General features: G+C 73.0%; 19 protein-coding genes and 1 riboswitch. Of the genes, 15 read left to right on the top strand and 4 right to left on the bottom strand.

The genetic code is table 11. From position 1 onward, the window contains the following. Positions 1-23: 23 nt before the first annotated feature. A complete protein-coding gene (locus BAW75_RS16520) occupies positions 24-959 on the bottom strand; it encodes a diacylglycerol/lipid kinase family protein (protein ID WP_104114150.1) in 936 nt (311 codons plus the stop codon). Between the two features lie 152 nt (positions 960-1,111). Between BAW75_RS16520 and BAW75_RS16515 the strand changes: the two genes are divergently transcribed. The 4 genes from BAW75_RS16515 (at position 1,112) to BAW75_RS16500 (ending at position 8,038) form a co-directional block, all read left to right on the top strand. Then, complete coding sequence (locus BAW75_RS16515; RefSeq protein WP_244206143.1) at positions 1,112-2,263, top strand: hypothetical protein; 1,152 nt, start codon at positions 1,112-1,114, stop codon at positions 2,261-2,263. Positions 2,264-2,393: 130 nt separating this feature from the next. Next, a complete protein-coding gene (locus BAW75_RS16510; protein WP_104114149.1) occupies positions 2,394-3,059 on the top strand; it encodes a hypothetical protein in 666 nt (221 codons plus the stop codon). Between the two features lie 192 nt (positions 3,060-3,251). Beyond that, positions 3,252-5,570 carry a transglycosylase domain-containing protein gene (locus tag BAW75_RS16505; protein WP_104114148.1) on the top strand — a complete coding sequence of 773 codons (2,319 nt, stop codon included), beginning with the start codon at positions 3,252-3,254 and terminating at the stop codon, positions 5,568-5,570. 404 nt (positions 5,571-5,974) lie between these two features. Next, entirely contained in the window at positions 5,975-8,038 is a 2,064-nt protein-coding gene (locus BAW75_RS16500; protein ID WP_043323799.1) for a M4 family metallopeptidase, read from the top strand. Between the two features lie 134 nt (positions 8,039-8,172). On the opposite strand, the gene BAW75_RS16495 is transcribed toward BAW75_RS16500, so the two are convergent. After that, positions 8,173-8,622, bottom strand: coding sequence for a YbaB/EbfC family nucleoid-associated protein (locus BAW75_RS16495; RefSeq protein ID WP_043323797.1), 450 nt, complete (start codon positions 8,620-8,622; stop codon positions 8,173-8,175). 183 nt (positions 8,623-8,805) lie between these two features. Further along, positions 8,806-9,465: a LysM peptidoglycan-binding domain-containing protein gene (locus tag BAW75_RS16490; RefSeq protein ID WP_104114147.1), complete on the bottom strand. Its 660-nt coding sequence runs from the start codon at positions 9,463-9,465 to the stop codon at positions 8,806-8,808. Next, positions 9,464-9,609: riboswitch (cyclic di-AMP (ydaO/yuaA leader) on the bottom strand. Its footprint overlaps the gene before it by 2 nt. Before the next feature lie 172 nt (positions 9,610-9,781). Here BAW75_RS16490 and BAW75_RS16485 point away from each other — a divergent pair. From BAW75_RS16485 to BAW75_RS16475, 3 genes are read left to right on the top strand one after another with little or no spacing between them, the layout of a single operon-like run. Further along, positions 9,782-11,344 (top strand): LLM class flavin-dependent oxidoreductase, encoded by a 1,563-nt coding sequence (locus tag BAW75_RS16485; protein WP_104114146.1) that lies wholly within the window; start codon positions 9,782-9,784, stop codon positions 11,342-11,344. Positions 11,345-11,390: 46 nt separating this feature from the next. Beyond that, a complete protein-coding gene (locus BAW75_RS16480) occupies positions 11,391-11,867 on the top strand; it encodes a winged helix-turn-helix transcriptional regulator (protein WP_043323791.1) in 477 nt (158 codons plus the stop codon). Between the two features lie 33 nt (positions 11,868-11,900). Next, positions 11,901-12,599 (top strand): SDR family oxidoreductase, encoded by a 699-nt coding sequence (locus tag BAW75_RS16475; protein WP_064445843.1) that lies wholly within the window; start codon positions 11,901-11,903, stop codon positions 12,597-12,599. A 561-nt stretch (positions 12,600-13,160) separates the two neighbouring features. Here BAW75_RS16475 and htpG read toward each other — a convergent pair. After that, positions 13,161-15,053 (bottom strand): molecular chaperone HtpG, encoded by a 1,893-nt coding sequence (htpG, locus tag BAW75_RS16470; RefSeq protein ID WP_104114145.1) that lies wholly within the window; start codon positions 15,051-15,053, stop codon positions 13,161-13,163. Positions 15,054-15,190: 137 nt separating this feature from the next. On the opposite strand from htpG, the gene BAW75_RS16465 reads away from it, so the two are divergent. The 8 genes from BAW75_RS16465 to BAW75_RS16430 all read left to right on the top strand — a co-directional run bounded on the left by BAW75_RS16465 (position 15,191) and on the right by BAW75_RS16430 (position 21,689). Then, a complete protein-coding gene (locus tag BAW75_RS16465) occupies positions 15,191-15,919 on the top strand; it encodes a FadR/GntR family transcriptional regulator (protein WP_043330104.1) in 729 nt (242 codons plus the stop codon). Then, entirely contained in the window at positions 15,916-16,743 is an 828-nt protein-coding gene (locus tag BAW75_RS16460; protein ID WP_043323784.1) for a sterol desaturase family protein, read from the top strand. Before BAW75_RS16465 ends, BAW75_RS16460 begins: the two co-directional genes overlap by 4 nt. 11 nt (positions 16,744-16,754) lie before the next feature. Continuing rightward, positions 16,755-17,414 carry a lysoplasmalogenase gene (locus BAW75_RS16455; protein ID WP_244206142.1) on the top strand — a complete coding sequence of 220 codons (660 nt, stop codon included), beginning with the start codon at positions 16,755-16,757 and terminating at the stop codon, positions 17,412-17,414. After that, positions 17,387-17,878, top strand: coding sequence for an SsrA-binding protein SmpB (gene smpB / locus BAW75_RS16450; RefSeq protein WP_104114143.1), 492 nt, complete (start codon positions 17,387-17,389; stop codon positions 17,876-17,878). The genes BAW75_RS16455 and smpB overlap by 28 nt, the downstream gene beginning before the upstream one ends. Before the next feature lie 109 nt (positions 17,879-17,987). After that, positions 17,988-18,425, top strand: a complete 438-nt coding sequence (locus tag BAW75_RS16445; protein ID WP_104114142.1) for a VOC family protein — start codon at positions 17,988-17,990, stop codon at positions 18,423-18,425. A 61-nt stretch (positions 18,426-18,486) separates the two neighbouring features. Further along, positions 18,487-19,062, top strand: coding sequence for a helix-turn-helix domain-containing protein (locus tag BAW75_RS16440; protein WP_104114141.1), 576 nt, complete (start codon positions 18,487-18,489; stop codon positions 19,060-19,062). Beyond that, on the top strand, positions 19,059-20,339 hold the full coding sequence (locus BAW75_RS16435; protein ID WP_104114140.1) for an MFS transporter: 1,281 nt from the start codon (positions 19,059-19,061) through the stop codon (positions 20,337-20,339). The genes BAW75_RS16440 and BAW75_RS16435 overlap by 4 nt, the downstream gene beginning before the upstream one ends. Before the next feature lie 114 nt (positions 20,340-20,453). Then, positions 20,454-21,689 (top strand): glycoside hydrolase family 16 protein, encoded by a 1,236-nt coding sequence (locus BAW75_RS16430; protein ID WP_104114139.1) that lies wholly within the window; start codon positions 20,454-20,456, stop codon positions 21,687-21,689. The last annotated feature ends 45 nt before the right edge of the window (positions 21,690-21,734 follow it).

Here is a 21,734-nt window from a genome sequence, read left to right as displayed (position 1 = left end):
ATCCTGCCCCGGCCAGAACGCGGTCAGTCCGGCGGGTCGGGACAGCACACCGTCAACGCGCCCGGGACCACCTTCACCTTGAGGCGTTTCGCCTTGCCCCGGGCGCCGCCGTCCAGCTCGTACGTCTTCGGCGCGTCGAACCGCACCGTGATCTTGCGGCCCCGGGTGATCCGCACGAACGGCGACTCCTCGGAGCGTCCGGCGGCCATCCGGCCCAGCGTGCGCGCCCAGTCCACCGCGCCGCTGGCGGTGGACACGCCGACCTCCAGCGCACCGTCGTCGGGGCGGGCGTCGTCAAAGGCCGGGATGCCGCCGGTGATGGTGCCGACGTTGCCGAACAGCACGCAGCTCGCCTCGTCGTCGAACCAGTCCGCGCCGTCGACCCGGATCCGGGTCCGTACGCACTCACCGCGCACGTGCCGCAGCCCGGTCCAGACGTACGCGATCCGGCCGAACCGGCCCTTGAGCTGCCGGTCGGCGTCCCGGATCAGGTCGCCGTCGAACCCGGCGCCGGCCATCACCGCGAAGTGCTCCCCGTTGATCCGGCCCAGGTCCAGCTCGCGGCGGCGGCCGTGCAGCGCGATCCGTACCGCCTCCGGCAGGTCGACCGGGATGCCCAGGTTCACCGCGAACAGGTTGGCCGTGCCGGCCGGCAGGATGCCCATCGGCACGCCGCTGCCGGCCAGCGCGTCGGCGCACCGCTGCACCATGCCGTCGCCGCCCCACACCAGCACCAGCTCGGCGCCGGAGTCCAGCGCCGCGCGGACCCGCTTGGGCGCCTTGCGGCTCTTCGGCACCTCGTACCAGAGCAGCCGCCCGACCCCGGCGGCGACGAGCCGGGAGCGCAGCTCGTCGAGCCCTCCCCCGAACGTCTTCTTCCGATGGGCGACGACGGCGACCACACCGGCCGGGCGCGCGGCGGGGGCGGTGGCCGGGCGCTCGGCCGTGCTCGTGTTCATGGTCCCGCTGTACCCGGAGCGCGCGCGTCCCACGCCTGCGCCCGGCGCGACGCGCCCGAAACCGATTCGCGGCGTACTGTGCCCGGACGGCCACGTTCGGTACAGTGCGGACGATGATCCGCGCCGCCGGGCGCGGATCCGGAGGGTGTGCGATGACGCGACGGATCGGGTGGGTGGCGTACTACACGCTGCGCCTCGGTTTGCTGCTCGGCGGCGTGGCAGCCGTCTGGGGCGCGCACGAGGTGGCGGCCGGCTCGGCCGCCCACGCCGCCGACCGTCCGCCGCTCACGGCCACCGTGGAGACTCTGACCCACACACTCGGCGCGGTTCTCGGCCTGCCCGCGTCCGGGGCCGTCGGTGTCGAGTCCACACCCGCCGCCGCGCCGGCATCCGGCACGACAGCTCCCGCCGCCGACGCCACCGCGCCGAGCGCTGACGCGCCCGGCACGCCCACATCCGGCACGGCCACGCCCGGAAAGGCCGTGGCGACGGCCCCGGAGGCGGCCCCGGCCGCCACGACGCCGGTCACCGGCGGCGTCGTCGAGGCGGTGGTGACGCCGGTCCGCGACCACGTGCTGACCCCGGTCACCGAGGGCCTGCGCCCGGCCACCGACCCGGTACGCGATCACCTGCTCACGCCCGTCGCGGAGGCCCTGCGCCCGCTCACCGGCCCGGTCACGGAAGGCGTGCTCGAACCGGTCGCGGACGTGCTGTCCCCGGTCGTGGAGCCGCTGAGCCCGATTCTCGGTCCGGTCTGGCGGGGCCTGGAACCGGTGGTCGCGCCGCTGGACCCGGTGCTCGACCCGCTCAGCCCGGTGACCGATCTGCTCGACCCACCGGCGGCGTCGCAGCCGGGCCCGGCCGACCCCGCTGACCCGACCGACCCCGGTGACCCGACCGACCCCGGTGACCCGACAGACCTCGCCGACCCGGCTGATCCGGCTGGTCCGGCCGGCACCGCTGGTCCGGCCGTGAAGGCCCGCCCGGCTGCGCCGGCCCGCGCGGGCGACAGCGTTACGGTCGCCGCCGGCCCGGTGGCGCGTGCCTTCGCCGTCGAACAACGGGGCGCCGCCGCGCGCAGCGCGACACAGGCTGTCCGCACGGCGGCCGACTTCGCCCCGACCCCCGTCGCGCCGCAGCCGTACGACGGCGCCAGCCATGCCGGCGGCGCGGTGCACAGCGAGGCGGCCGACGCGGACGCGTGCCGCTGGGGGCTGCCGACGCTCGCCCACCAGTACGGGCGCCCGTCGCACGAACGCCTGCCGGCCTCCCGCACGTCACGGCCCGGCACCAGACCCGCCTGAGCGGACTTCACAGGACCACATGCGATCCGGAGCACGGGCGTGTCCCGCCCGACTGCCGCGCCTGCGCGGCGGCGCCGTCGTCCGGCGCCCGCACCAGACCCGATCACGCCTGTGAAACAGGAGTTCGTTCATGAGCACAGCCCTGCCCGTCGCCCGCGCCCGGTGGTGCGACATCGGCCGCATCGCCGATCTCGTCGCCGAGGCCCTGATGCCCACCGCCCTGGCGGCCTGGCTCGTCCCCGACGCGCCGCGCCGTTTGCCGGTCCTCGCCGCCGTGGCGCGGATCTGGACCGAACACGCGCTGCTGTTCGGCGACGCGTTCCTGCTGCCCGACGGCAGCGCCGCCACCGTGTGGTTCCACCGCTACCGGCCGATCCCGACGCCCCACCGGTACGCCGATCGTCTCGCCGCCGCCGCCGGCCCGGACGAGGAGCGGTTCCGCCGCCTCGGTGACGCGCTCGCCGCCCGGCTTCCGGTCGAGCCGCACAACAACCTGGCGCTGCTGGCCGCTCCCCGGGGCGGGGCGGCGGAGGCGCTCGCCGGGGCGCAGCGCCGGATGGACACCCTCAGCCTGCCCACCTACGCGCACCCGTGCGCCGGGGAGCAGGAGGAGTTGCTGCGGCGGCTCGGCTACACCGCACGGGAGGCCTTCGCGGCCCCGGACGGCACCGAGCTGCGGGCGCTGTGGCGGTCGACGCCGTTCCGTGCGGGCGGCAACGACCGCTGGCCGGTGCGTCACCGCGGCTTCGGCCGCCCGGACCGCGACGGCCGGGCCGCCGACCGGGCGGCGCGCTGACCGGTTGACCGGGCCGGGGCGGCCACCCAGCCCCCGCGGCTCCCGCCCGCCGCCTTCACGCAGACGTCGCTGTGCTCGGCCTCGGCGAGCCGGAGGTTGATCCGTTGCCCCGACGTCGTCGGCCGGTGCGGGCGCCCTACCTCGGTTAGCCTGCGAGCCGGGCACGACTTCGCCGAGCGACCGGAGGTAACGGTGCGAGGAACGGGAGAGACCCCGGGGCCGGCCGGCGCCACGACCGCGAGCCCGAAGCGCAAGCGGCGGCGCCTGCCGGTCGTCCTCGCGGTCTGCGTGCTGCTGGCCGGGTGCGGCCTGGTCGCGGGCGGCTACTACTTCGACAGCGTGCCCACGCCCAGCGACCTGAAGCTGCCCGAGTCGACAACCGTCTTCTACGCCGACGGGCGCACGCCGATGGCGAAGCTGGGCGCGCAGAACCGCACCATCGTGCCGTACGACCAGATGAACGACTCGGCCAAGCAGGCGATCGTGGCGGCCGAGGACCGGACCTTCTGGACCAACCGCGGCATCGACTTCAAGGGTGTGCTGCGCGCCGCCTGGGCCAACGTGAGCGGCGGGCAGCGGCAGGGCGCCTCCACGCTCACCCAGCAGTACGCGCGCATCGCCGCCGACCTGCGCGGGGTCACCTACTCCCGCAAGCTGCGCGAGGCGGTGATCGCGTGGAAGCTCGACGACGCGTACACCAAGGAGGAGATCCTCGGCTTCTACCTGAACACCGTGCCGTTCGGCCGGGGAGCGTACGGGATCGAGGCGGCCGCGCAGACGTACTTCGGCAAGACGGTCCGCCGGGACGCCCCACCCGAGCGGCAGCTCACCCAGGCCGAGGCGATGGTGCTCTGCGCCATGGTGAAGCAGCCGGAGGCGGATCCGGCCGACCCCGAGGGCACGCCCGGCTACGACCCGCGCCGCAACGCGCTGGCCAAGCAGAACTCGATCGACAGGTGGAACTACATCCGCGACGGCATGGTCAAGCTCGGCTACCTGACGTCGCAGCAGGCGGCGGACCTCGCGTACCCGGACACGGTCCGGCCGATCGACAAGGACGCGGGCCGGTCCGACCTGGACCGGCCGACCGGCCTGGTGGTCAACCACGTGCTGGCCGAGCTGCGCGGGACCGAGCCGTTCCGCGGCAAGCCGGACGAGGTGATCCGCGACGGCGGCTACCGCATCGTCACCACCATCGACAAGCGCGTGCAGGACGCGGCCGAGGCGGCGGCGGACATCCGCCGCGACACCGCGCCGCGAGCGGTGCGCGGGCAGCCGCGGAACTGGCAGGCGGCGCTGGTGGCGGTGGAGCCGGGCTCCGGCCGGGTGCTCGGCTACTACGGCGGCGACAAGGGCTCGGGCGCGGACTACGCGGGCTGGTACTCAAACGAGGACGGCCAGGCCCGCGGCTTCGGCCAGCATCCGCCGGGGTCGTCGTTCAAGGTGTACGACCTGGCCGCCGCCGTGCGCGACGGGATCTCGGTGAAGGAGCGGTTCGACTCGCCGGACACCAAGGAGTTCCCCGCCTCGGGGCGCACCAAGGGCAGCGCGGCCGGGCCGATCCGCAACGCCGAGCGGGCGCCCTGCCAGCCGGACTGCGCGCTCTGGGAGGCCACCGTCGCCTCGCTCAACGTCACCTACTTCGAGCTGACCGAACGGCTCGGCACGGACAAGGTGATCGAGATGGCCCGGCAGGCGGGCGTGGAGTCGATGTGGGAGACGGTCCGGGGCAACCCCCGGCCGCAGCGCGTCGACCTGCGCAGCGACCCCGCCGACGAGGTGGCGAAGCGGTTCTCCACCGAGGTCGGCATCGGGCAGTACGGCATCACCGTGCAGGACCACGCGAACGGGATGGCCACGTTCGCAGCCGGCGGCAAGCGCGCCGACGCACACTTCGTCCGGTCGGTGAGCAAGGACGACGAGGAGGTGTGGACCGAGCAGCTGCGCACCACCGACCTCGGGCTGGACCGGGAGGCCATCGACCAGTTGGACTGGACGCTGCGCCGGGTCCGGGCGGCCAAGCTGGACAACGGCTGGGACTCCGCCGGCAAGACCGGCACCTGGCAGGCCGGGAAGAGCACCACACAGAACGTGCACACCTGGATGGTGGGCTGGACCGGCGCGCTGGCCTCGGCCGTGTGGCTGGGCACCACCGACGGCAAGCCGCTGCGGACCAGCGACGGCAGCTACGACGTGTACGGCTCGACCGGCGCCGCGCCGATCTGGCGGCAGTTCATGACAAAGGCCACCGAGGCGATGAAGCTCGACCCGGGCAAGTACCGATTCGGTGAGCCGAAGTTTCCCGGCGACACCCCGGAGCCGACCGCGTCGGCGCCGCCGCCGTCGACCGCCGCGCCCACGCCGTCGGACTCCCCGAGCCCGAGCCCGACCCCGTCGAGCCCCAGCCCGAGCCCGGAGCCGACCGGGCGGCCGACGTCGCGGCCCACGCTGACGCCCACGCTGCCACCGCCGCCCACGATCACGCCGACGCGGACCCGCGGCCCGCGCTGACGTACCCGGCCGCGCGGTGGCGGCCCGCGTGCGGCGGCGGCCTCGCGTCTATGTGCGCCATTCGCGCACATAGGCAACGTCCGCAATTTGCACGGGCCCCCATCCACTGTCGGCGATGTTCGCCCTGATCAGGGCCTATTGAAGATCATGGTTGCCTGTGACGACACGCGCGGCGACACGCCCGACTGCCAGCCGTTGCCCAGGTCACCCATTGCTCACGGCTCGCGCGGCGTGTGATTGTGCACCAGCGAACCGCCGACCCCCGGCGAATCGCGACGGTCGATCTGTCGACCCGGAGCCACGCCGGCAGCTCCGGTGACCGGCCGTCACCCTGCCTCGCACCACCGCGCCGCCCGTCCCCACCGGGCTCGTGCGGCGCGCCTGTAGAACAGGAGCAAACCTCCGTGAAACTCTCACCTCGCCTCGCCGCGCTCACCGGCGCGGCGGCGGCCGGCGTCATCGCCGCCGGCACCGCCGCGGCCGTGCAGGCCGCGCCACCCGGGCCCGCCGCCCCCAACCCGGCCCAGGCCCGAGCAGCCGCCGCCGACTCGACCCGCGCGCTGGTCGCGAACCGCCCCGCCTACCTCCAGGCCGGTTCCGACGACGCGTTCGTCCAGAAGCCGGTCATCTCCTCCGAGGGCACCCAGTACGTGCCGTACGAGCGCACCTACAAGGGCCTGCCCGTGGTCGGCGGCGACTTCGTGCTGGCCACCGACTCCGCCGGCAACCTCAAGTACGCCTCGGTCGCCCAGCAGCGGCCGATCGGCGCCCTCGCCACCACGCCCGCGCTGACCCAGGCCGCCGCCGCGGCCACGGCGCGCGCCCAGCTCAAGACCGTCAGCGCCGTCGAGGGCACCACGCTCGTCGTCTACACGCTCGGCGCCGCACCGGCGCTCGCCTGGGAGACCACGGTACGTGGCACCAGCGCGGACGGCCCGAGCCGGCTCACCGTCGACGTCGACGCCCGTACCGGCGCGGTCCTGCGCAAGCAGGAGCACGTGGTACGCGGCACCGGCACCGGCGCCTGGAACGGGCCCAGCCCGCTCACGCTCAACACCACCCAGTCGGGCTCCACGTACACCATGAAGGACCCGACCGTCACGAACCTGAGCTGCCAGGACGCGGCGAACAACACCACGTTCAGCGGCTCCGACGACGTGTGGGGCAACGGCACCGCCACGAACAAGGAGACCGGCTGCGTGGACGCGCTTTTCTCCGCGCAGACCGAGCACAAGATGCTCGCCCAGTGGCTGGGCCGCAACGGCGCCAACGGCAACGGCGGCTACTGGCCGATCCGGGTGGGCCTCAACGACCAGAACGCCTACTACGACGGCAGCCAGGTGCAGATCGGCAAGAACACCGCCGGTCAGTGGATCGGCTCGCTGGACGTGGTGGCGCACGAGATCGGCCACGGCATCGACGACAACACCCCCGGCGGCATCTCCGGCGGCGGCACGCAGGAGTTCGTGGCGGACACGTTCGGCGCGGCCACCGAGTGGTTCGCCAACGAGCCGTCCAGCTACGACGCGCCGGACTTCCTGGTCGGCGAGAAGATCAACCTGGTCGGCTCCGGCCCGATCCGCAACATGTACAACCCGTCGGCGCTCGGCGACCCGAACTGCTACTCCAGCAGCATCCCGTCGACCGAGGTGCACGCCGCGGCCGGGCCCGGCAACCACTGGTTCTACCTGCTGGCCAACGGCAGCAGCCCGACCAACGGGCAGCCGTCCAGCTCGACCTGCAACAGCAGCAGCGTGAGCGGCCTGGGCATCCAGAAGGCCATCAAGATCATGTACAACGCCATGCTGCTGAAGACGTCGTCCTCGTCCTACCTGAAGTACCGCGTCTGGACGTTGCAGGCGGCGAAGAACCTCTACCCGAGCAGCTGCACCGAGTTCAACGCGGTCAAGGCGGCCTGGGCGGCGGTCAGCGTACCGGCCCAGTCGGGTGAGCCGACCTGCGCCGGCGGCACCCCGACGCCCACGCCGACCGCCACCACCACCCCGCCGTCGGGCGGCTGCTCCGGCAACAAGCTCGCCAACCCCGGCTTCGAGTCGGGCAACGTGAGCTGGACCGCCTCGTCCGGCGTCATCACCACCGACAGCGGCCAGGCCGCGCACGGCGGCTCGTACAAGGCGTGGCTGGACGGGTACGGCTCGTCGCACACCGACACGCTCAGTCAGTCGGTGACGATCCCGGCCGGATGCCGCGCGACGTTCAGCTTCTGGCTGCACATCGACAGCGCGGAGACGACCACCGGCACCGCGTACGACAAGCTCACCGTCAAGGCCGGCAGCACCACGCTGGCCACCTACTCCAACCTGAACAAGGCCACCGGCTACGTGCAGCGGTCCTTCGACATCTCGTCGCTCGCAGGCACCACGGCGACCATCTCGTTCAGCGGCGTGGAGGACAGCTCACTGCAGACGTCCTTCGTCGTCGACGACACCGCGGTCACCCTGAGCTGACCGTGGCGTAGCGCGGCCGGTCGTCGTCCTCCCGGCGGCCGGCCGCCTCGTCGTGCCGGGCGGTGCCGCGTCGCGCCTGGCCGCCGCCGCGTGCCGGGGCGGCGCCGCGTCGTGCCGGGCCGTGTGCGGTCGGGTCAGGCCGGACGCCCGGCCTGGGACGCCGTGCCGCGGTCGCGGTGGATCCGCGCGGCCGCCTCGTGCATCGCGCGACCGAACAGCTCGGCCTGGTCACCCATGCTGCCGAGCCGGGCGGCGAGCGCGTCGGCGTCGGCCCGCGCCGACGCGCTGACCCGGGCGTCCAGCTCGGACAGCGCGGCGTTGGCGGCGGCGGTGACATGTCCGCAGAGGACGTCGAGGGGCTCGCCGGCCAAGTCCGGGTCGATCGTCACGGAATCCAGCCGGCCACCCTGAACGGCGACCGCGCGGACCCGGCCGTCGGCTGCGGTGCCCTCGGCGCGCAGCAGGTCGCCCGGCTCGCCGTCGGCGTGCTCCGAGGCCCGGGAGCGCATCGCGGTGAGCGCCTGCTGCGTGCGGGTCAGCAGTTCGTCGATGCTCGCGGCCGCCGAGAACGGATCGTTGGTCATTTCCGCGCTTTCTTCACGTCTGAGCCGATCATCGTGACCCTAGCAACCGGCTCCGACGAATCGCGGTCAGCGGCCGTCACGGGTGGCGTCCGGCGCCGCGAGCAGGCCGGACACCGGCGGCGCGGCGTGTCGCGGGCGGCCGGACGCCCGGCCGGGTCGAACCGGCCGGGCGTCCGGACCAGATCAGCGCAGACGCAGCCGCTGACCGGGGAAGATCAGGCCGGGGTCGTCGCCGACCACTGCCCGGTTGCGCTCGTGCAGGGCACGCCAGCCACCGTCGACGCGCTGCGCCACGGCGATCTCCGACAGCGTGTCCCCGCGCCGGACCACGTACGTCCCGGCCGACGGCTGCGGCGCCGCAGTCGTCGCGGCCCGCTCCGGCGCGGCCTTGCGCGTGGCGGCCCGCTTCGGGGCGGCCTTCTTCGAAGTGGTCTTCTTCGGGGCCGCCTTCTTCGGGGCCGCCCGCTCGGACCGGGTCGCCGCAGCGTTCGCCGAGCCGCCCTTCTTGCCGCAGACCGGCCACGCGCCGATGCCCTGGCCGCGCAACACCTTCTCCGCGACGGCGATCTGCTCGGACCGGCTGGCCAGGTCGGCGCGGGCGGCGTACTTCTGGCCGCCGTAGCCGTTCCAGGTGGCGCGGGAGAACTGGAGCCCGCCGTAGTAGCCGTTGCCGGTGTTGATCTTCCAGTTGCCGCCGGACTCGCAGCGCGCGACCGCGTCCCAGTTGACGCCCGCGCTGGCCGGTGCGGCCGGGCCGAACAGGCTCGCGGCGCCGACGGCGGCGCCGGCCAGGACCGCTCCGAGAGCGGTACGGCGGCTTCGGGCCGAGTATGCAGTTGCCATGTGGATTCCTCCACGCCGACGAGGTGAGCTGTCGGGTTCGGGCCGAGGAGCCCGGCCGCCGGTGGCGGCTTCACCCCGAGGTGACGATGCACCGTGGAACGTGTGGTTCCCCCGCTCCCGCACGAGGTTCGGTTACCGGGGCCGGCGGCGGGATTTGGCGTTTCCGGCCCGCGGTGCCCGCGAATGCGAACGAAACCGACGCTAAGGACGGTTTGCGACGATCGTCCACTTCTTGTGACGGTGTTCACCCGGCCGGGCTACCACCTGTGGAGCTACCGTGGCAGGGCCGAGCAAGATCACGGGAGGGGCGGGACGGATGACCGATCACGGACACGAGCTCACCTTCGGCGGCTTCATCACGCCCGCCGCCGGGCAGCCCGACCAGGTGGTGGCGCTGGCCACGCTCTGCGAACAGGTCGGGCTGGACCTGGTCACGTTCCAGGACCACCCGTACCAGCCGGGGTTCCTGGACACCTGGACGCTGATGTCCTACGTGGCCGCCGTCACCGAGCGCATCCGCCTGGCCGGCAACGTGCTCAACCTGCCGCTGCGCCAGCCGGTGGTGCTGGCCCGCAGCATGGCCAGCCTGGACCTGCTCACCGGCGGCCGGGTCGAGATGGGACTCGGCGCGGGTGCGTTCTGGGACGCGATCGAGGCGACGGGCGGGCGGCGCCTGTCCCCCGGCGCGGCGGTCGAGGCCCTGGACGAGGCGATCCGGGTGATCCGCGAGGTCTGGGACACCGACCGCCGCGGCATGATCCGCGTCGACGGCGAGCACTACCGGGTGGTCGGCGCCAAGCGCGGTCCGGCGCCCGCGCATCAGGTGGGCATCTGGGTCGGCGCGTACAAGCCGCGCATGCTGCGCCTGGTCGGCCGCGCCGCGGACGGCTGGCTGCCCTCCCTGTCCTACCTGCCCAAGGGCCCCGACGAGCTGCCCGCCCTGAACGCGCTCGTGGACGAGGGCGCGCAGGCCGCCGGGCGCGACCCGGCCGAGATCCGCCGCATGCTCAACGTGACCGGCACGTTCGCCCGCTCGTCGGCCGGCTTCCTGGCCGGCCCGCCGGAGCAGTGGGTGGAGGAGCTGGCCGGGCTCACGCTGGAGCACGGCATCACCACGTTCATCCTCGGCAGCGACGAGCCGCGCGCGATCCAGATCTTCGCCCAGGAGGTCGCGCCGGCGGTCCGCGAACTCGTCGCCGCCGAGCGCACCGCGCCCGGCAGCGGGGCCCGCGCGGTCGCCGACGACACGGCCGCCACCGGCGGCGCGGCCACGCTGGCGGTCACCCCCGGCCCCGACCCGGGGGTACGTCTGAGCGCGCGCCGCCCCTGGGACGAGTCGACCCGGCCGACCGCCCCGCCGCCTCCGGCCGGCCAGGTCTACCCACCCCGGGGGCAGGCCGCCGGGCAGCACCTGGTGGACGTGCACGACCACCTGCGCCAGGAGCTGGCCCAGGTGCGCGACCTGCTGGAACAGGTCAAGCGGGGCACCGTGTCGCCGGGCCGGGCGCGGGCGGCGCTCAACGAGATGACCATGCGGCAGAACAACTGGACGCTCGGGGCGTACTGCGCGGCCTACTGCACCATGGTCACCCAGCACCACGGGCTGGAGGACGCCTCGATCTTCCCGCACCTGCGCCGCTCCGAGGCCGGGCTGGCGGCCGTGCTCGACCGCCTCGAGGAGGAACACGTGGTGATCCACGGGGTGGTGGAGGGCGTCGACCGGGCGCTCGTGGAACTGGTCCACCGGCCCGGCGACTTCACGCAGCTCCAGGAGGCGGTGGACCTGCTCACCGACACGCTGCTGTCGCACCTGTCGTACGAGGAGCACCAGATCGTCGAGCCGCTGGCCCGGCACGGCTTCTTCCCCGGCCAGCTGTGAGGTAGCTGACTTTTGATTTCCTAAGTCAGGGGGTACCGTCGACGCCATGACGGACCTCCTTGCGCAGCGTGACTCCTGGTCCACCGCCAACTGCTCGATCGCCCGGGCGCTGGAGGTGGTCGGCAACCGCACCACGCTGCTCCTGCTGCGCGAGGCGTCGTTCGGCACCCGCCGCTTCGACGACTTCGCGCGGCGGGTCGGCGTCAGCGAGCCCGTCGCCGCCGCACGCCTCAAGCAGCTCGTCGCCGACGGGCTGCTCGACCGGCGCCCCTACCGCGAGCCCGGGCAGCGCACCCGCGACGAGTACGTGCTCACCGCCAAGGGCAGCGACCTGATCCCGGTGCTGGTCGCGCTGCGGCAGTGGGGCGACACGTACGCCGCCGACGAGGCCGGCCCGGCCGTCCGGCTGACCCACGACGAGTGCGGCGCAGCCGTGCACGCCCGGCTGCGCTGCGACGCCGGACACGACGTACCGCCCGGCGAGCTGGCCGTCCTGCCCGGTCCGGGCCTGCTGTCCGCCTGACCCACCTTCCTTTCCCACCCCTCGGAGCGAGACATGAAGATCGCTGGAAGCACCGCCCTGGTCACCGGCGCCAACCGCGGCTTCGGCCGGCACCTGGCCGCCGAACTCGTCGCGCGCGGCGCCACCGTCTGGGCCGGCGCCCGCAACCCGGACACCGTCGACCTGCCCGGCGTCACCCCGGTACGCCTCGACATCACCGACCCCGCCTCGGTGGCCGCCGCCGCGGAGCGGGCCGGTGACGTGACGCTGCTCGTGAACAACGCCGGCGTGAGCACCGGCGCCGACCTGCTCGACGGTGACCTCGCGCAGATCCGGCTGGAGCTGGAGACGCACTACCTCGGCACGCTGTCGGTGGTACGCGCGTTCGCGCCCCGGATCGCGGCGAACGGCGGCGGCACGATCCTGAACGTGCTGTCGGCGCTGTCCTGGTTCACGATCCCCGGCGTCGGCGCGTACGGCGCGGCCAAGGCCGCCGAGTGGTCGATGACGAACGCGCTGCGCCTGGAACTGGCCGGCCGGGGCGTCCGGGTCGCCGGGCTGCACGTGGGCTACATGGACACCGAGATGGCCGCCGCCGTGCCCGGCCCGAAGGCCCACCCGGCCGACGTCGCCCGGCTCGCTGCCGACGGCATCGAGTCCGGCAGCTACGAGATCCTGGCCGACGACGTCGCCCGCCGGGTCCAGGCGGGGCTGTCCGGTGGGGTGGCAGCGCTCTATCCCGCCCTCCCCTGAACAGACCCGTCTCGCCGAGGTGGCGGGGTCAGAACCCGTCCGATGCCGCCACTTCGGCGCAATGGTGTCGATCAAGCACAAGCCACGACAACCGCCCGGACACAGCCGATCAACAGCCTTCGACAAGAGCCCGACATCAGCCGACGCTCGCCAAGCGGCGCTCCGTCAGATCCACCCGCTCGACACCTGCGCATTAGGGCCGCCCCGCCGACGCGGGCCCGCAAGACCATCTCCGCCAGAGCCCTCACTCATCTAGAGCCCCGAGCGTCCCTCCAGCTGGGATCGATCTTCCTCATTCCGGGACGCCCCAGGTGATCAACACCAGCTCGGCGAAGTGGCGGGGTCAGAGCCCGCCTGATACCACCACTTCGGCGAGCTGGTGTCGATCAAGCGGCAGCCAGCCGCCCGCACGAGCCCGGCGAAGGACTGACCCGACAACCACCCGGATCGACTTCCCGGCGCTTGATCGACACCAGCTCGCCGAGGTGGAGGCATCGGGGGCACCCAGATACCGCCACCTCGGCGTAGTGGAGTCGATCAAGCGGGCCGGGTCGGGTCGGGCTACAGGCCGCGGGCCAGGCGGTCGGCCAGGATGCGGGTGAACCGGGCCGGGTCGGCCAGCTCGCCGCCCTCGGCCAGCAACGCCATGCCGTACAGCAGCTCGGCGGTCTCGGTCAGCGCGGCCGTGTCGCCGCCCTCACCGTGCGCCTTGCGCAGCCCGGTGACCAGCGGGTGGGCCGGGTTCAGCTCCAGGATCCGCTTGACCTGGGGCACCTCCTGGCCCATCGCCCGGTACATCTTCTCCAGCGTCGGCGTCATGTCGTGCGCGTCGCCCACCACGCAGGCCGGCGACGTGGTCAGCCGGGTGGACAGGCGCACCTCCTTGACGCTGTCGGCGAGCGCGCCGCCGAGGAACGTGAGCAGGTCGGCGTACTCCTGCCGTTCGGCCTCGGCCTTCTCCTTCTCCTCCTCGGTCTCCAGGTCCACCTGGCCCTTGGCGACCGAGCGCAGCGTCTTGCCGTCGTACGCGCCGACGCGCTCGACCCACACCTCGTCCACCGGGTCGGTGAGGATCAGCACCTCGTAGCCCTTGGCGCGGAACGCCTCCAGGTGCGGCGAGTTCTCGATGGTGGCCCGGTTCTCGCCGGTGGCGTAGTAGATCTCGCTCTGCCCGTCCTTCATCCGCTCCACGTACGCCCGCAGCGTGGTGGGCTCGGCCGGGTCGTGGGTGCTGGCGGCGCGGACCAGTTCCAGCAGCGTCTCGGTGTTGTCCGGGTCCTCCAGCAGACCCTCCTTGACCACCGCGCCGAACTCGGTCCAGAAGGTGCGGTACGACTCGGCGGACATGTCCTTGAGCGTGGCGAGGACCTTCTTGACCAGCCGGCGGCGTACCGCGCGGATCTGCCGGTCCTGCTGGAGGATCTCCCGGGAGATGTTCAGCGACAGGTCGTGCGCGTCCACCACGCCCTTGACGAAGCGCAGGTAGTTGGGCATCAGCGCGTCGCAGTCGTCCATGATGAACACGCGCTTGACGTAGAGCTGCACGCCGCGGCGGCCCTGCGGGGAGAACAGGTCCAGCGGGGCGTGCGACGGCAGGAACAGCAGCGCCTCGTACTCGAAGGTGCCCTCGCCGCGCATGTGGATGGTTTCGAGCGGGTCGGCCCAGTCGTGCGCGACGTGCCGGTAGAACTCCTTGTACTCGGCCTCGTCGACCTCGTCCCGCGAGCGCGCCCAGAGCGCCTTCATCGAGTTGAGCGTCTGCTCCTCGCGGGTGGTGGCGCCGTCCTCGCCGGGCTTGTCGACCGTCATCCGGATCGGCCACGAGATGAAGTCGGAGTAGCGCTTGACGATCTCCCGGATCGTCCACTCGGCGGTGTAGTCGTGCAGGTTGTCCTCGGTGTCGACGGGCTTGAGGTGCAGCGTGACCGAGGTGCCCTGGGGTGCGTCCTCGACCTCCTCGATCGAGTACGTGCCCTCGCCGGTGGACTCCCAGCGGGTGCCGCCGGACTGTCCGGCGCGGCGGGTCAGCAGCGTCACCTTGTCGGCGACCATGAACGTGGCGTAGAAACCGACGCCGAACTGGCCGATCAGCTCCTGGGACGCGGCGGCGTCGGAGGACTCGCGCAGCTTGCGCAGCAGTTCGGCGGTGCCGGACTTGGCGATGGTGCCGATCAGGCGGACCACCTCGTCACGGGTCATGCCGATGCCGTTGTCCCGCACGGTGAGCGTACGGGCGTCCTTGTCGGCCTCGATCTCGATGTGCAGGTCGGAGGTGTCGGCCGGCAGGTCCTTGTCGACGAGCGACTCCAGCCGCAGCTTGTCCAGCGCGTCGGACGCGTTCGAGATCAGTTCGCGCAGGAAGACGTCCTTGTTCGAGTAGATCGAGTGCACCATCAGCTGCAACAGCTGACGGGCCTCGGCCTGGAACTCCAACGTCTCGACCCCGTCGCTCACACCGGCTCCTTCCCTCTGGCGGCTCCTACGGCGGAAAGGATACGAGGGGTGACCGCTGCGGCACGCACCGGCCGCCCCGGAATTCGACTGGTACAACCAGTTGACGGGTTGATGTGTACGGGGCCACACTGCTGCGCATGACCTTCGATCCCGCGCCCCGCGTCTCGGTCTCCGACCACGTCTTCGGCCGGCTGCGCGACGCGATCGTCTCCGGCCGGTACGCGCCGGACGAGACGCTGCCCGGCGAGCGGGAGCTGGCCGGCGCGTTCGCGGTCAACCGGCACGCGGTCCGGGAGGCGCTGCGCCGCCTGCAGCAGCTCGGCCTGGTCCGGGTCAGCCAGGGCGGCGCGACCCGGGTGCTGGACTGGCGGGTCCACGCCGGGCTGGACCTGGCGCTGTCACTGGCCCGCTCCGGTGACGTACTCCCGGTCGAGACGCTGGTGCGCGACATGCTGGAGATGCGGGCCTGCGTCGGGATCGACGCGGCCCGGCTGTGCGCCGAGCGCGGCGACGCGGCCGTCGTCGCCGCCGTGGTCCGGGCCGCCGAGGAGTACGGCGACCTGGCCCCCGACCTGGACCTGATGAACGAGGCGAACATCGCCATCTGGCGGCTGGTCGTACGCGGCAGCGGCAACACCGCCTACCAGCTCGCCTTCAACAGCCTGGTGGCCGGCACGTTCGCGGTCGGTGACGTCCCCCCGGACGCCCGCGCGGCCGAACTGCTCGACGTCGCCGGGCACCGCCGTCTCGCCACCTCGATCGCCTCCGGTCAGGGCGCGGCGGCCGCCCGGCACGCCCGGGAGCTGCTGACCGCGCCGGTCACCCCCACCCCCACCACCACCCCCGGAAGGGAAGCGCGCGCATGATCCCCGCCGTGCTGTACGCCGTCCCGGCGTTCCTGCTCCTGATCGTGATCGAGGCGGTCTCCTACCGCTTCCTGCCCGACGACGACGAGCGCGGCTACGAGCTGCGCGACACCACCACCAGCCTGTCCATGGGGCTGGGCAGCCAGATCATCGGCTTCCCGTGGAAGCTGCTCACCGTCGGCCTGTTCGCGGCGCTGTGGACCGTGGCGCCGGTGCAGTTGTCCCCCGGCGACTGGTGGACCTGGGTGATCCTGTTCTTCGCCGACGACCTGGCCTACTACTGGTTCCACCGCTCGCACCACGAGGTGCGTGTGCTCTGGGCCAGCCACGTGGTCCACCACTCCAGCGTCTACTACAACTTCTCGACCGCATTGCGGCAGAGCTGGACGCCGATGACCTCACTGCCGTTCTGGCTCGCGCTGGCCCTGCTCGGCATCCCGCCGTGGATGATCTTCCTGCAGCAGTCGGTCAGCCTGCTCTACCAGTTCTTCCTGCACACCGAACGGATCAGGGTGCTGCCCCGGCCGATCGAGTGGATCTTCAACACGCCGTCGCACCACCGGGTGCACCACGGCTCCAACACCGAGTACCTGGACCGCAACTACGGCGGCATCCTGATCATCTGGGACCGGCTGTTCGGCACGTTCGAGCCCGAGCGGGCCTCCGCGCGCTACGGCCTCACCAAGAACATCGGCACCTACAACCCGCTGCGGGTGGCCACCCACGAGTTCGCCGCGATCTGGTCCGACGTACGCCGGGCCGACTGCTGGCGGCACCGACTCGGCTACCTGTTCGGCCGCCCGGGCTGGCAGCCGGCCCGATGAGGCGCTCCTGGATGCTGCTCCTGTTCGGGCTGGTCGCCGCCGTCGAACTGGTCGGGGTCGCGCTCGACTCGACGGCGCTCCAGTGGCTGGCCAAGCCGCTGCTCGCGCCGGTGCTGCTGGCGTACCTCTGGGAGCGCCGCCGCCGGGTGGACGCGGTGGCAGTCGGCCTGGTCGCCGCCACCGCGGGCGACGTCGCCCTGCTCCTGGAGGGTGACACCGCGTTCCTGGCCGGCATGGGGTTCTTCCTGGTCACCCAGATCGCGTTCATCACCGCGTTCGTCCGGCACCGGCGCGCGCCGGTCGTGGCGTGGGCCGGCTACCTGCTCGCCTGGGCCGGGGCGAACGCGCTGCTGTGGGGCATGCTCGGGCCGCTGCGGCTGCCGGTGCTCGGCTACAGCCTGGCGCTGTGCCTGATGGCCGCCGCCGCGGCCGGGGTGTCCGCGCCTGTCGCCGCCGGCGGCGCGTTCTTCCTCGTCTCCGACCTGCTCATCGGCGTGGGCGCGGCCGGGATCGAGCTGCCCGGGCGGGGCCTGCTGGTGATGACCACCTACTGCGCGGCGCTGCTGCTGATCACCACCGGCTGGGCGGCCGCGACCCGCCCGGCGACCGGCCCGGAGTCGCCGCCCGCGGGTACCCTGCTCGCGTGGCCAGGGAAAACGGGCGCAAGCTGATCGCCTCGAACAAGAAGGCGCGGCACGACTACGACATCCTCAAGACGTACGAGGCGGGCATCGTGCTGGCCGGCACCGAGGTCAAGTCGCTGCGGGAGGGGCGGGTGTCGCTTGTCGACGCGTTCGCCCAGGAGCGCGACGGCGAGATCATGCTGTACGGCCTGCACATCGCCGAGTACGGCTTCGGCACCTGGACCAACCACGCGCCCCGGCGCACCCGCAAGCTGCTGCTGCACCGGGTGGAGATCGCCCGCATCCTGGAGAAGCTGCGCGACGGCGGCGTCACGTTGGTGCCGCTGTCGATGTACTTCGCCGACGGCTGGGCCAAGGTGGAGCTGGGCCTGGCCCGGGGCCGCCGGTCGTACGACAAGCGTCAGGCGCTGGCCGAGCGGGACGCGAAGAAGGAGATCGCCCGCGAGATGGGTCGCCGGCTCAAGGGCCGCACCAGCGGCCGCCGAACCTGATCCGTCCCGTGTTGAGGACAGTCGCTGTCCGCTGGCTCCGGCAGGCTGGACGGCGACCGATCACACGTGCCGCCGGTTCGCCGGCGGGACCGACGGAAGGTGAGCCGAGATGGCCCGCGACGTGCAAATCACCATCGACTGCGCCGACCCGGCGAAGCTGGCGGCGTTCTGGGCCGAGGTCCTCGGCTACCGGGTCCAGGGCCCGCCGGAGGGCTTCGACTCGTGGGAACAGGCGCTGACCGCGATGGGCGTTCCGCCGGAGCGGCACAACGACGCCTCGGCAGTGGTCGACCCGGAGGGCGCCGGTCCGCGACTGTTCTTCCAGCGGGTGCCGGAGTCCAAGCGGGTCAAGAACCGGGTGCATCTGGACGTCCGGGCCGCGCCCGGCCTGACCGGCGAGGCCCGGATGGCGGCGCTGGAGGCGGCGGCCGACCTGCTCGTTCCGCTCGGCGCGACGCGCTTCGGGCGCTTCGAGCCCGCTCCCCCGCTGGAGGCGGGGCACGTGCTGATGACCGATCCGGAGGGCAACGAGTTCTGCCTCGACTGAGACCCGAGGAGGTTCAACAAGACTCCTTGTACATTACTTCTTGTCGGTCTAGCCTGACGGCATGACTGACGGAACCGGCAACCGGCGCCTCAGCGACCCGCGCGCCATGCGGGCGCTGGCCCACCCCACCCGGCTGCGGCTGCTCGGCGAGCTTCGCCTGCGCGGCCCGCAGACCGTCGGCATGCTGAGCGAGCGGACCGGGGAGGCGGTCGGGTCGGTCAGCTACCACGTCGGCAAGCTGGCCGAGCACGGCTTCGTGACCGAGGCCCCCGAACTCGCCCGGGACCGGCGCGAACGGTGGTGGCGGGCCGCGCACGCCACCACCGACTGGGATCCGCTCGAACTGCTCGACGACCCGGAACGCCGGCTCGCCGGCAACCTGCTGCGCCAGGCCGCCATGCAGCGCTACGTGGCCCGCTACCAGGCGTACCTGGAATCGGAGGCCGACCTCGACCCGGCCTGGGTCCGCGGCACCACGAGCAGCGACACGGTGCTGCACCTGACCCCCGACGAGCTGGTGGAGCTGCGGGACGAACTGTCCGAGCTGGGCCGGCGCTGGCGGGAACGCGGCGCCGCCGGCCGGTCCGGCGCGGAAATGGTCACGCTCATCTGGCAGGCGTACCGGGGGCCGCGGTGACCCGCGACCGCCGGCCGCTGGCCGGACTGCTGATCGGACACGCCGTCTCGCTGACCGGCAACGTGCTCACGCTCATCGCGCTGCCGCTCTACGTGCTGGCCGAGACCGGCTCACCGGCCGCCACCGGGCTGGCCGGCGCGTTCGCCACCGCGCCGGTGGTGCTCGGCGGCGCGTTCGGCGGCGTGCTCGTCGACCGGATCGGCTACCGGCGCTCCAGCGTGCTCGCCGACGTGGTCTCCGGCGTGACGATCGCCGCCGTACCCCTGTTGCACTCCACCGTCGGCCTGCCGTTCCCGGCGCTGCTGGCCCTGGTCTTCGTCAGCGGTCTGCTCGACACGCCGGGGCAGACCGCGCGCACCGCGCTGCTGCCGGAGGCCGCGGCGGCGGCCGGGGTGCCGATCGAGCGGGCGGCCGGGTGGGAGGACGCGACCTCGCGCGGCGCCCGGATGATCGGCGCACCCCTGGCCGGCCTGCTGGTCGGCGTGTTCGGGGCGGTGCCGGTGCTGGCGCTGGACGCGGTGACGTTCGCCGTGTCGGCGCTCGTGGTGACACTGCTGGTGCCGCGTGGCCTGCGACCGTCCGACGACGGGAGCGAGCCGGAGACCGGCGGCTACTGGCGGCAGTTCGCCGCCGGGCTGCGCTTCCTGGTCCGCGAGCCGCTGCTGCGCGCCATGGTCCTGCTGGTGCTGGTGACGAACCTGTTCGACGCGGCCAAGAGCCAGGTGCTGCTGCCGGTGGTCGCCGAACGGGAACTCGGCGGGCCGGCCGCGTTCGGCCTGCTGGTGGGCGTCATGGGTGGTGGGGCGCTGGTCGGCTCGCTGGTGTTCAGCGCGATCGGGCACCGCCTGCCCCGCCGGGCCACGTTCGTCACCGCGTACGCGCTGTGCGGCGCCCCACCGCTGTGGGCGCTCGCCGCCGCGCCGCCGCTGCCGGTGGTGGCCGCCGTGGTGGCGATGGCCGGGCTCGCCGCCGGCGCGCTCAACCCGCTGATGGGCGCGGTCCAGTTGGAGCGGGTGCCGCCGGCCATGCGGGCCCGGGTGTACGGCGTGATCGGCGCGGGCGCGTGGGCGGCCATGCCGGCCGGCGCGGTCGGCGCGGGATTCGCCGCGGACCGGTTCGGCCCGACGTCCACGCTGGTCGTGATGGGCGCCTGCTACCTGCTGGTGGTGCTGACGCCGTTGCTGGGCGGCCCGTGGCGGGACATGCGCCGGCCCACAGTGGTGCGGCAGCGCGAGCCCGAGCCCGCCTCGGAGCGCAGGCGGGAAACGCTCTCTTGACATCGACCGACTTCGTTCATACCTTCATCGAAGTCTATTTGTATGGTTTGTTAACCGTTCGACGGGGCCGGCCGCCGTGACGGAAACGGCCACCACCCCCGCAGGAGGCGCCCCGTGCGCACCATCCGTACCCTCGCCGCCCTGGCGGTGACAGCGGTCGGCCTCACCGCCGCCCTCACCGTCGTCCCCCACTCCCCCGCGATCGCCGCCCCCGGCGCGGTCACCTGGTCCGACGACTTCAACGGCCCCGCCGGCGCCGCGCCCGACGCGAGCAAGTGGCGCTACGACATCGGTGGCGGCGGCTGGGGCAACAACGAGCTGCAGTACTACACCAACAGCACCCGCAACGCCGCGCTCGACGGCAACGGCAACCTGGTCATCACCGCCCGCAAGGAGAACCCCGGCGGCTACAACTGCTGGTACGGAAGCTGCCAGTACACCTCGGCCCGGCTGCTCACCAACGGCACGTTCGCCCAGGCGTACGGACGGTTCGAGGCGCGCATCAAGGTCCCGCGTGGACAGGGCCTGTGGCCGGCGTTCTGGATGCTCGGCAACGACATCGGCACGAACCCGTGGCCCGGCAGCGGCGAGATCGACATCATGGAGAACGTCGGGTATGCGCCGTCGACCGTCTGGGGCACGCTGCACGGTCCCGGCTACTCCGGTGGCAGCGGCGTCGGCGCCTCCACCTCGCTGCCCGGCGGGCAGGCGCTCGCCGACGCCTTCCACACGTTCGCCGTGGACTGGGCGCCGGACTCGATCACCTGGTACCTCGACGGCGTGGCGTACTCCCGCAAGACGCCCGCCGACATCGGCGGCAACCGGTGGGTCTTCGACCACCCGTTCTTCATGATCATGAACGTGGCGGTCGGCGGCAACTGGCCCGGCTCGCCGGACGGCAGCACCACGTTCCCGCAGACCATGACCATCGACTACGTCCGGGTCCAGGCCTGGGACAACGGCGGCGGGGGCACCGGCGGCCAGATCACCGGGTACGGCAACAAGTGCGTCGACGTGGCCAGCGCCGGCACCGCGAACGGCACCCCGGTGCAGCTCTGGACGTGCAACGGCACCGCCGCCCAGCGCTGGAGCTGGAACACCGACGGCTCGGTACGCGCGCTCGGCAAGTGCCTCGACGTGGCCGCCGGGTCCACGGCGAGCGGCGCCAAGGTGCAGCTCTACGACTGCAACGGCACCGGCGCGCAGAAGTGGGTGTTCAGCGCGGCCGGCGACATCGTGAACCCCCAGGCCAACAAGTGCCTGGACGCCACCGGTCCCAGCTCGGCCGACGGCACCCGGCTGCAGATCTGGGACTGCACCGGCGCCGCCAACCAGAAGTGGCGCCGCTGACCGGCGTCCCGGCCCGGGGCGGGCGGCGCATCCGCCCGCCCCGCC

The organism is Micromonospora chalcea (genome assembly GCF_002926165.1).
Classification (GTDB): domain Bacteria; phylum Actinomycetota; class Actinomycetes; order Mycobacteriales; family Micromonosporaceae; genus Micromonospora; species Micromonospora chalcea.
This window is presented reverse-complemented; position numbering and strand designations above follow the sequence as displayed.

Coding starts and splice junctions, on each gene's coding strand:
- BAW75_RS16515 (WP_244206143.1), top strand. CDS start 1,112: ATGACGCGACGGATCGGGTGGGTGGCGTACTACACGCTGCGCCTCGGT.
- BAW75_RS16510 (WP_104114149.1), top strand. CDS start 2,394: ATGAGCACAGCCCTGCCCGTCGCCCGCGCCCGGTGGTGCGACATCGGC.
- BAW75_RS16465 (WP_043330104.1), top strand. CDS start 15,191: ATGACCTTCGATCCCGCGCCCCGCGTCTCGGTCTCCGACCACGTCTTC.
- BAW75_RS16455 (WP_244206142.1), top strand. CDS start 16,755: ATGCTGCTCCTGTTCGGGCTGGTCGCCGCCGTCGAACTGGTCGGGGTC.
- BAW75_RS16440 (WP_104114141.1), top strand. CDS start 18,487: ATGACTGACGGAACCGGCAACCGGCGCCTCAGCGACCCGCGCGCCATG.
- BAW75_RS16495 (WP_043323797.1), bottom strand. CDS start 8,622: ATGACCAACGATCCGTTCTCGGCGGCCGCGAGCATCGACGAACTGCTG.
- BAW75_RS16490 (WP_104114147.1), bottom strand. CDS start 9,465: ATGGCAACTGCATACTCGGCCCGAAGCCGCCGTACCGCTCTCGGAGCG.
- BAW75_RS16445 (WP_104114142.1), top strand. CDS start 17,988: ATGGCCCGCGACGTGCAAATCACCATCGACTGCGCCGACCCGGCGAAG.
- BAW75_RS16480 (WP_043323791.1), top strand. CDS start 11,391: ATGACGGACCTCCTTGCGCAGCGTGACTCCTGGTCCACCGCCAACTGC.
- BAW75_RS16520 (WP_104114150.1), bottom strand. CDS start 959: ATGAACACGAGCACGGCCGAGCGCCCGGCCACCGCCCCCGCCGCGCGC.
- BAW75_RS16460 (WP_043323784.1), top strand. CDS start 15,916: ATGATCCCCGCCGTGCTGTACGCCGTCCCGGCGTTCCTGCTCCTGATC.
- BAW75_RS16475 (WP_064445843.1), top strand. CDS start 11,901: ATGAAGATCGCTGGAAGCACCGCCCTGGTCACCGGCGCCAACCGCGGC.
- BAW75_RS16485 (WP_104114146.1), top strand. CDS start 9,782: ATGACCGATCACGGACACGAGCTCACCTTCGGCGGCTTCATCACGCCC.